The 8,351-nt window shown below is 42.1% G+C and carries 8 protein-coding genes; 2 read left to right on the forward strand and 6 right to left on the reverse strand.

The window, feature by feature from the left end:
* Window positions 1–5: 5 nt before the first annotated feature.
* From IQ229_RS04750 to IQ229_RS04770, 5 genes are all read right to left on the reverse strand, one after another.
* On the reverse strand, window positions 6–1,181 hold the full coding sequence (locus IQ229_RS04750) for a homospermidine biosynthesis protein (protein ID WP_194041742.1): 1,176 nt from the start codon (window positions 1,179–1,181) through the stop codon (window positions 6–8).
* 193 nt (window positions 1,182–1,374) lie between these two features.
* Complete coding sequence (locus tag IQ229_RS04755) at window positions 1,375–1,653, reverse strand: hypothetical protein (protein WP_194041744.1); 279 nt, start codon at window positions 1,651–1,653, stop codon at window positions 1,375–1,377.
* 4 nt (window positions 1,654–1,657) lie between these two features.
* On the reverse strand, window positions 1,658–1,828 hold the full coding sequence (locus IQ229_RS04760; protein WP_228013137.1) for a hypothetical protein: 171 nt from the start codon (window positions 1,826–1,828) through the stop codon (window positions 1,658–1,660).
* Between the two features lie 39 nt (window positions 1,829–1,867).
* Window positions 1,868–4,141 (reverse strand): helicase-related protein, encoded by a 2,274-nt coding sequence (locus IQ229_RS04765; protein WP_194041746.1) that lies wholly within the window; start codon window positions 4,139–4,141, stop codon window positions 1,868–1,870.
* A gap of 14 nt (window positions 4,142–4,155) precedes the next feature.
* Window positions 4,156–4,569: a phospholipase D-like domain-containing protein gene (locus tag IQ229_RS04770; RefSeq protein ID WP_194041747.1), complete on the reverse strand. Its 414-nt coding sequence runs from the start codon at window positions 4,567–4,569 to the stop codon at window positions 4,156–4,158.
* A 294-nt stretch (window positions 4,570–4,863) separates the two neighbouring features.
* On the opposite strand from IQ229_RS04770, the gene IQ229_RS04775 reads away from it, so the two are divergent.
* Complete coding sequence (locus IQ229_RS04775; protein ID WP_194041750.1) at window positions 4,864–5,133, forward strand: hypothetical protein; 270 nt, start codon at window positions 4,864–4,866, stop codon at window positions 5,131–5,133.
* A 235-nt stretch (window positions 5,134–5,368) separates the two neighbouring features.
* Complete coding sequence (locus IQ229_RS04780; RefSeq protein ID WP_194041752.1) at window positions 5,369–6,946, forward strand: NAD(P)H-hydrate dehydratase; 1,578 nt, start codon at window positions 5,369–5,371, stop codon at window positions 6,944–6,946.
* Window positions 6,947–6,998: 52 nt separating this feature from the next.
* Here IQ229_RS04780 and larC read toward each other — a convergent pair whose 3' ends face one another.
* Complete coding sequence (gene larC, locus IQ229_RS04785) at window positions 6,999–8,261, reverse strand: nickel pincer cofactor biosynthesis protein LarC (protein WP_194041754.1); 1,263 nt, start codon at window positions 8,259–8,261, stop codon at window positions 6,999–7,001.
* Window positions 8,262–8,351 lie beyond the last annotated feature (90 nt).

An 8,351-nucleotide genomic window follows, 5' to 3' on the forward strand; every position in this document is an offset into this window, starting at 1 on the left:
ATCCCCTAGTGAGTATTCGGAATCAGCCGTCCACAGGGATAAGTTGCTGTTTGCTGTGAAGCACTTTCAGCAACTGCTGCTGGAACTTGATCTGATGGTTGGGTTTTGGCTGCTAGATAATCTTTTTGCAGTTTATCTAAAATGGCTTCTCGCCTGTCGTATATACGCTTTAGGGGACGAGGTTGGCATTTGTTAAGAACATACGCTGTCACGAGTGGTAGAGCGATCGTGCTATCGGTATAACAAACGATTGTGTTAGGTAACTCATCCGGGTCAATTTTACCCCAGCTGACAGCTTCCGATGGGGTTGCTCCAGATAAACCGCCTGTATCTGGACGCGCATCGGTAAATTGCACAAAGTAATCGTGTCCTCGTTCTTCCAATCCCAGAACCTCGTGAAGTTGCGGTTGGGTTTGTAGCAAAAAGTTTTTAGGACTACCGCCACCAAGAATTACAGCCGCACTTTTGCCTCCTGATTCACGGGCATTATATGCGATCGCGGCTGTCTCATTCACGTCAATTGATGGATCAATCACCAGCTGCGAACCTTCTAATGCTAAAGCCGCCACGTTCATTCCAATTGAGCTATCGCCTGGAGAAGACGTATAAATCGGTACGCCATATTCATAAGCTGTAGCTAGCAAGCAAGAATGCTGCACACCCAATTGCTTTTCTACTTCTCGGACATATTTACCTAATAAATGGTGAAACTCAGCCGTTCCCATTCGCTTCTGAAACGCTTCTCCTTGGAGAATCTTGCGGATAAACGCATCAGTTTCTAGCAGCACATCGTAACCAAAAATAATGTCATAAATGCGGATTGTGCCTTCTTGGCGCAGTTTCACATCATCCAAAAACGGATTACCAGCAAAGAGTTCAAAACCCAAACCGTAGTGCATATCGTGATAAAGATTTGCACCAGTGCTAATCATCCAGTCAATAAAGCCGTTGCGAATTAAGGGTGCAAGCGCTGAAACCCCAAATCCTGCTGGCGTCATCGCACCGGAAAGGCTAACTCCCACCGTGACATTTTCGGTTAGTACATCGCGACTCAGTAGTTGGCAGATTTCCCGCAACCGCGCTGAGTTGTAAGCGGTGAAGTATTGATCGATCAAATCCACTACACTGATATCATTTGATATCGGTGTAGGTGCAATTTTTTGACCCAGCTGTTTAGACATTTTGGCACTCCCGAACAGTAAACCCGCCGAATCTAATGTTATCTAGCTTTCAGCCAAAGTGATCGCAATACTTTTTTACTACTAGCTTGAAAAAGCAAGTGAGGAGTAGGAGAAGAAACTTTTTTCAGCCCTTTTGGGATTTTCCTATAATTATCTGTCTTGAAACCTTATAAGCATTTCACAGGCACATTAGTCACATTGCTGCGAAATTGCACCATAGCTTTGTAATCCAGCGTGTGCGATCGCCTACAATTGATCCTGACCATCCATCGCTAGCAAGTAATACTGCTACTTGCTCTGACTCTAAATTTGGAATCCGATCGGGTGTAAAAAGTGTTGCTCCTAACTTTGCTTCTAGAGTGTCTGCGGGTAATGGCTCAAACAATCGCACTCGAAGTAAGCTTCGTTGTTCAGTAGTGATCGCTTCACAGTGTTGCCTAAATTCAGACGATAGACTTTGAATTAGTGACATATCTTTAGGGATCTTGCTTTAATTCGCCATCATTTTGAGACAGATCGCGATATGCTGCTTTAACTAAAGATGCTAAAGCATTAGCGATCGCCGGATCAAGATTTTTGTCAGCCCGTAATTGAATAGCGATCGCTTCAGGTGTATCCAGTTGATCCTCTTGTGAGGATCTAAACAACTCAGCAGGTGGCACTTCTAGCTAGTATGATATAACGTACTAGTATCTAGCTAAACTTTCAACATCATCAGGTTGATGTGCTGGTTTGAGATACATTGCACATTCTCTAACAACATCATCTAAATTAGCATTATTTTGTTTAGACCACTCTTTTATGCAAGCATAGCTAAGTTCTTCAATTTCATCAGCATTAACAAGGGCACGCTCAGTATGTTCCTCACATTCAAGCAAATCAAGTAATTGATTACGTAATATGTTCCGCAAGCTTTTTGACTTAGGTTCATAAACAGCCCATTTGTATTCATCTTCGTGTTTAAACAAGACATAAATCAAAATTGTTCGCCCTGAATAAATTTTTGCACTAATAATATCGTCACGAATATTACGGGCGTAGTCGCGGTTATTATATAGCTTAGATACATGGTGATAAAATGGCGATATATTATCATCGACTAAAGCCTCTAAATCAAGTACACCTGATTGAATTGTTACTTTGGATGCATTGTTGAAAAAATTAACTTCTTCTTTTTCATTTATAGAGAGAACAGGAAGCTCCATAATTTCTTGAGATTGACTGTGGCGATTTGCCAGGTTACTATAACGTTTTGCAATGCCTAAATCTCGTAAAGCATCACCTTCTAGCGGTGGAACAAAAGTGTAAAGCTCTACAGTGCGCGGTTCAATCCAGGGTCTTAGAACACGACCTGCTCTTTGTGTAGGCTCAATTGCTGTCCAAGCTAGATCGTAATTGATAACTACAGGTGCATCTTGTAAATTAATGCCAACACCATGAGCATCAGTTGAAATAAAAACATCGTAAGTCTCTTCGTACTTTCCTTCGGCTCGGTTTGCGACTGGGGCAAACTTTTTAATTGCTTGTAAAATCTCTCGCTCACTTTTAGGTACGTATTGACTTTTTCCTTGCTTACTTGTGCGCTTGATTGTGCCAAATACTCTCAGATAGAGAAGTAAAGCATTAACGGCTCTCACCAAATAAACCACTGTTGCACGACGCTCACAAAAAATGATAACTTTTTTATTATTAGAGTGAACTTCTTGGAGAAAGCTACATAGAGATGCAAGCTTCTGATCATCAGTAAACTGCATTTGGTTTAATCGACTTAGGAGCGGCTCTAATATTTCACGGCGCTGAGATTGAGACATTTCAAACTCAAAATCATATGACAAGTTTCGCTTGCCTGGGGTATTTATAACTTTTTTGATAATTTCACGAAGTGCCCACGGTGAACTGGCCCAGGCAACTTCTGCTTGCGTTTCTATAAACTTGCGTGACTCTGGAGGATCTGTAACGGTAAAGCAACCATCCCTAAAAACTTGAGAGATTTCGCTTTCCATGAATAGATGGAAATTAACTCGATATAACTTGACAAGCGGAATATATCGCTTTTGCTGTCCAAACTCAATTAATACGCCATTCTCCAGCTTCTGTCCATACTGTTGTGCAACATAAGGTGTAGTTAATTGAGACACAACAGGCAAGTTAATAAATCCTTTTATACTATCTGTATGCCAATTGAAATTTTTCTTGTTTTGTTTATCCGAAAAAGTTTCAATTTCCGCAGTGTGAGGTAGAAGCAAAATTTGGTGATTGAGATTCCTAATATCTTTAGAATAAGGTGAACCAGTAAGAAGTAAGACTTTGCAGCCACTTTCTTTAATTCGTGAAATCAATCTTTGGAATGAGCGCCTTCTAGGACCTTCTGCACTATCATGGCAATTTCGGAATAGATGGCATTCATCAATAATAATGAGCCATTGCTTATTTATTTTTTCTTCTATTTCGATAAAGTGTTCAAGATTACGATCATGGCTTGGATCTTCTTTATCTAAAGCTTGATAGCCGATATAGGTCTGAGGGATACCCGCATCCATAAATTCAGACTTCCATTGCCTTTTTACTAATTTGGGACCAATAATCATTACATGTATAATTTTATCTGCTCTAAAAAGTTTCAAGGCGAGGTGAGTAGCAACAACGGTCTTTCCAAGTCCTGTTGAAGCAACCAACATGACTCCGCTGTGATCGCTTATTTTCTGTAAAGCTTCAGCAATCATTGCTCTTTGATAATTCGTTGGCGGAGTATATCTGTTATCAATTTCTACATCCTCAAAAGCAAGTAAGGTTTTGAGGTAAATATCCCACGGAGAAGCAAGTTTCAACCAATCTTCAAGAGCTTTAAGTAGCCTCTGAGTTAAATCTATTGCTTCAGCAAAATATCCATCAAATTTCTTGACAAGTTTTACAATTTCTTTCTTCCGACTCAGTGGATTACCAGCTTCAACCTGTTGCATTAAGCCATGTTTAGTTAAATTGGCTGAGGTAATGATGCAACCTTACAGTCAACAAAGTAAAGTTTTGCATGATGTTTCCTAGCGCGTGCATCAACAATCCGAAATTGACCCGTCCGAATTTTATCAACTAAATCTGCTACAGCTTGACGGCGATTACCTGGTGATGATCCTGTTGCTAAATCTTTCTTGATTTCTTGGATTAGAAGGTGCTGTGCGTGTCTTTCGTCTTGTCTTTGAGTTCGTTCGTTAATTCCAACCAACAGATCAACATACTTTCCTTTTACAACATTCCGAATCTGATCCCAGCCGTTTACAGTAAAATAGCCAGATGCAATACGTATTTTTGATTGGCACTTTGGGAAGTAGTATTGGATTTGTTCATAGATTGTCTTGGAATCAAACCAGGATCTTGGCGGAGAATCAGTCATAACTCAGTGGTAATACGTTTGAACTATAGATAATAATACATCTGAACTAAATTTTGTCAAAAATGTAACTTTTCGCCGCTTATTGACTTTAGTAGTCAATGTGGTTATAATTTGCTGACTATCTCTGAAACCTTCTATTTTCAGATTTGCTAGTTTTCACGTTGGTAATGCCTACGCTGTTTTGATGCCAGAACAGCAAGCGAGAGAAGCGATCGCGATCGCCTTCTTTTACTAGTCAACTCCTACGATCAAGCTCGTTGGGCAGCAAACGAAATTCGCAATTGCTGGTGAAGTATGCAGGACTTTGTTTATCACCTAGTCCCTGACAATACAGATACTTACACAGAAGATGACTTTGATGAGCTAGCGAAATTTGTCAAACCACCTGATAAGGTTGCGCTCAATCGTACAGATATTGAAACTTTTGGGCAAACCAAGGGAAAGATTCTTGTTGCTCCGATGAATGCGATCAGGCGTGGTTCCAATATTTTGAATGCTAATGGTAAAGCCGCATTTGGTGCTATTTACTGCAAGTTCCAACACCTGAGCAAATACATGAGTTAGTGAAACTTGCTTTGCCCACCTTGTTTTCTCGGTTCTACATTACCTTGAGTTTTATTCATGGAGAGTAGTTTTTGTACAAAGCTATGGGGGTTAATCCAGATTTTGTCCTTATCCCCGACGCACTTGGCATCCTTGAAGACGTGGAAATCGGTTTGTAACTTTTTTGAGTGGAATATGAGTCAATTTTGCTAAACTTTCAGTTACCCTGAAACTCATAACTCACCACTCAGGACTAATGCAAGATAGGCAAGAACAAATTTCGCAAATGGTAGTGACTGCTGGACAGATGCGCGATATTGAAAAGCGGATCTTTGCAGCGGGAATGCCTGTAGTTGCTTTGATGGAAAAGGTGGCGGGATTAATTGCTCGTCGCATTCCAGAGATTCTTTCAAACACCCCTTTGTTAAGGGGATCTCGTGTAGGAATTCTTGTCGGCCCCGGTCATAATGGTGGCGATGCTTTAGTCGTAGCCCGTGAATTATACTTTCGCGTGTATCAGGTTTGGATTTATTCTCCTTTTTCTAAACTTAAAGAATTAACTTCGCAGCACTTGCAATATGCCCAGAGTTTGGGCATTCCAATTTATCAAACAATTGAACAACTGCCAGATTCTGATTTGTTGATTGATGGCTTGTTTGGGTTTGGTTTAGAAAGAAACCTGACCGATCCCATTGCCTCTGCAATTAATCAGCTAAATGAATTATCTATACCGATTTATAGTATCGATTTACCTTCAGGTTTACATACCGACACAGGCGAAGTATTGGGAACCGCCATTCGCGCCACTCACACATTTTGCTTAGGTTTATGGAAACTCGCTTTCTTCCAAGATCGAGCGTTGGAATATCTTGGTAAAGCTGAGTTAATCGATTTCGATATTCCTTTAGCTGATGTGCAAGCTGTTCTCAAAGATGCACCTAAAATTAAACTTATTACACGAGCAAAGGCACTTGCTACTTTACCTTTACCCCGTCCAGCAGTTACTCACAAATATAAGGAAGGACATTTACTGCTGATTTGCGGTTCGCGGCGCTATGCAGGTGGGGCAATTTTAACTGGTTTGGGTGCTAGGGCTAGTGGTGTCGGGATGCTTTCGATTGCCGTACCTGAATCCTTGAAATCTCTTTTGGTGTCACACTTGCCAGAAGCGTTAATTGTCGGTTGTCCAGAGACGGAAAGTGGAGCGTTCACCGAAGGTGTTGGCGGAGCCATCGCCCACTTACAATTACCACAAAACACCGATTTAAGTTCCTTTAATGCGATCGCTTGTGGCCCCGGTTTAACACGAGATGCTACTCCCATTGTACAAGAAGCGATCAACAGCGATCGCCCTCTGCTGCTCGATGCCGATGGTTTAAATATCTTGGCACAAATGGGAGCGATCGCTACATTAAAAAAACGCCAAGCAGTAACCGTACTCACTCCCCACACTGGCGAATTTGAGCGATTGTTTCCTGATGTCGCCGATGCCAAACATGACAGAGTGAAAGCAGTACAAGAAGCAGCCGCGCAAAGTGGCGCAGTAGTGTTGTTAAAAGGGGCAAGAACTGCGATCGCAAACCCTCAAGGTGCTGTTTGGATCGTTCCTAAAAGCACACCCGCCTTAGCGCGTGGCGGTAGCGGCGACGTGTTAACTGGGCTACTGGGTGGACTTTTAGCGCAAGCAGCCACTAAACAGATTCCCGTAGAAGAGATTGTGGCAACTGCCGCTTGGTGGCATTCGCAAGCAGCTATTTTAGCAGCCCAAGAGCGTACCGAATTAGGTGTAGATGCGTTTACATTGACACAATATTTGATGAAAGCTCTAACTTAGTCAAATTCCTCGTTCCCAGTCTCCGACTGGGAACGAGAAACGAGGAATTAAATCAGGCATTGACCAAATACCAACGCTGTAGCGCCAACCGCTGAATTTCGCGCCAGGGAATATTATGCTTTCGGGCTAAGTCTGCACAATCTTCATATTCTGGCTGCACATTTGCAATAACTTTTTCTGGTGATTGCCCTTTCCATGCTATCTTGACGCGCACCTTGCCATATTCCGTTTCTACTTGTTGAATTTCCCGTTGTAAAATGGCGCGTTGCTGAGTTGTTCGCCGAATGCCTAAAGTTGTAGTTTCGCGGAATATGACAGCTTCACAACTGAGTAAATTTTCTGGATGACAAATCACAGTCAACAAAATCCCCGGACGGGACTTTTTCATACCGATCGTTTGGGTAAAAACATCCAGCGCACCAGCAGCAAACAACGCCTCAAACGTATAGCCAATCGCTTGTGGACTTAAATCATCAATTTGGGTTTCTAATATAGAGATGGTTTCCAAATTTGAGCTAGTTTCTTCAGAATCACTGAAATTTGACTGTAAACTTGCGCTTTCACCCAACCAAAGGCGTAAAATATTGGGAATGGGTAAATTTATGGTTCCCGCTCCCAGTCCTATCTGCTTGATAGCGATCGCAGGTGGTGAACCAAAATCTCTTACCAAAGTAGTGGCGATCGCGGCTCCTGTTGGCGTTACTAATTCTCTGTCAATACCATTGCTATAAACTGGACAACCCCGCATTTCCCACAGCTTTAATACCGCTGGGACTGGTACTGCCATCTGACCATGTGCAGCCCGAACAGTGCCGCCACCAGTCGGAAACGCCGAGCAGTAAAGTAGGGGCAATCCTTCATCATTGCTGGCAATCCCCAACCAATCCAACCCCAGGCAAGTACCCACAATATCTACGATCGCATCTATAGCACCAACCTCATGAAAATGAACTTTTTCAGGTGAAATTCCATGCACCGCCCCTTCTGCCACCGCTAGCTGTCGAAATACCGCTAAACTCCAAGCTTCTGCCCTTGATGGCAACCCCGCTTTGAGAATCATCTGCTCTATTTCTGGCAAGTGGCGTGTGTGATGGTGACTGTGTTCGCGATCGTGTACTAAATCCACATGGACTTTAGTTGCCTGTTGACCATTCCGTTGGACAAGTTCTGCCCTTAACTGATATTCCTGTTCAATACCCAACCCATTAAGTTTTTCAATTAAATACTCCACAGAAACACCCAAACTTACCAAAGCACCCAGGCACATATCACCAGAAATTCCTGTCGGACATTGAAGATAAGCAATTTTATTCATAATAAATTTGTCATTAGTCATTAGTTATTTGTCATTAGTCATTAGTCATGGGGCATTGGGCATTGGGAATTGATCAATAATTAATAGTTC

It is taken from the genome of Nostoc cf. edaphicum LEGE 07299 (assembly GCF_015207245.1).
GTDB classification, from domain to species: Bacteria; Cyanobacteriota; Cyanobacteriia; order Cyanobacteriales; family Nostocaceae; genus Nostoc; species Nostoc edaphicum_B.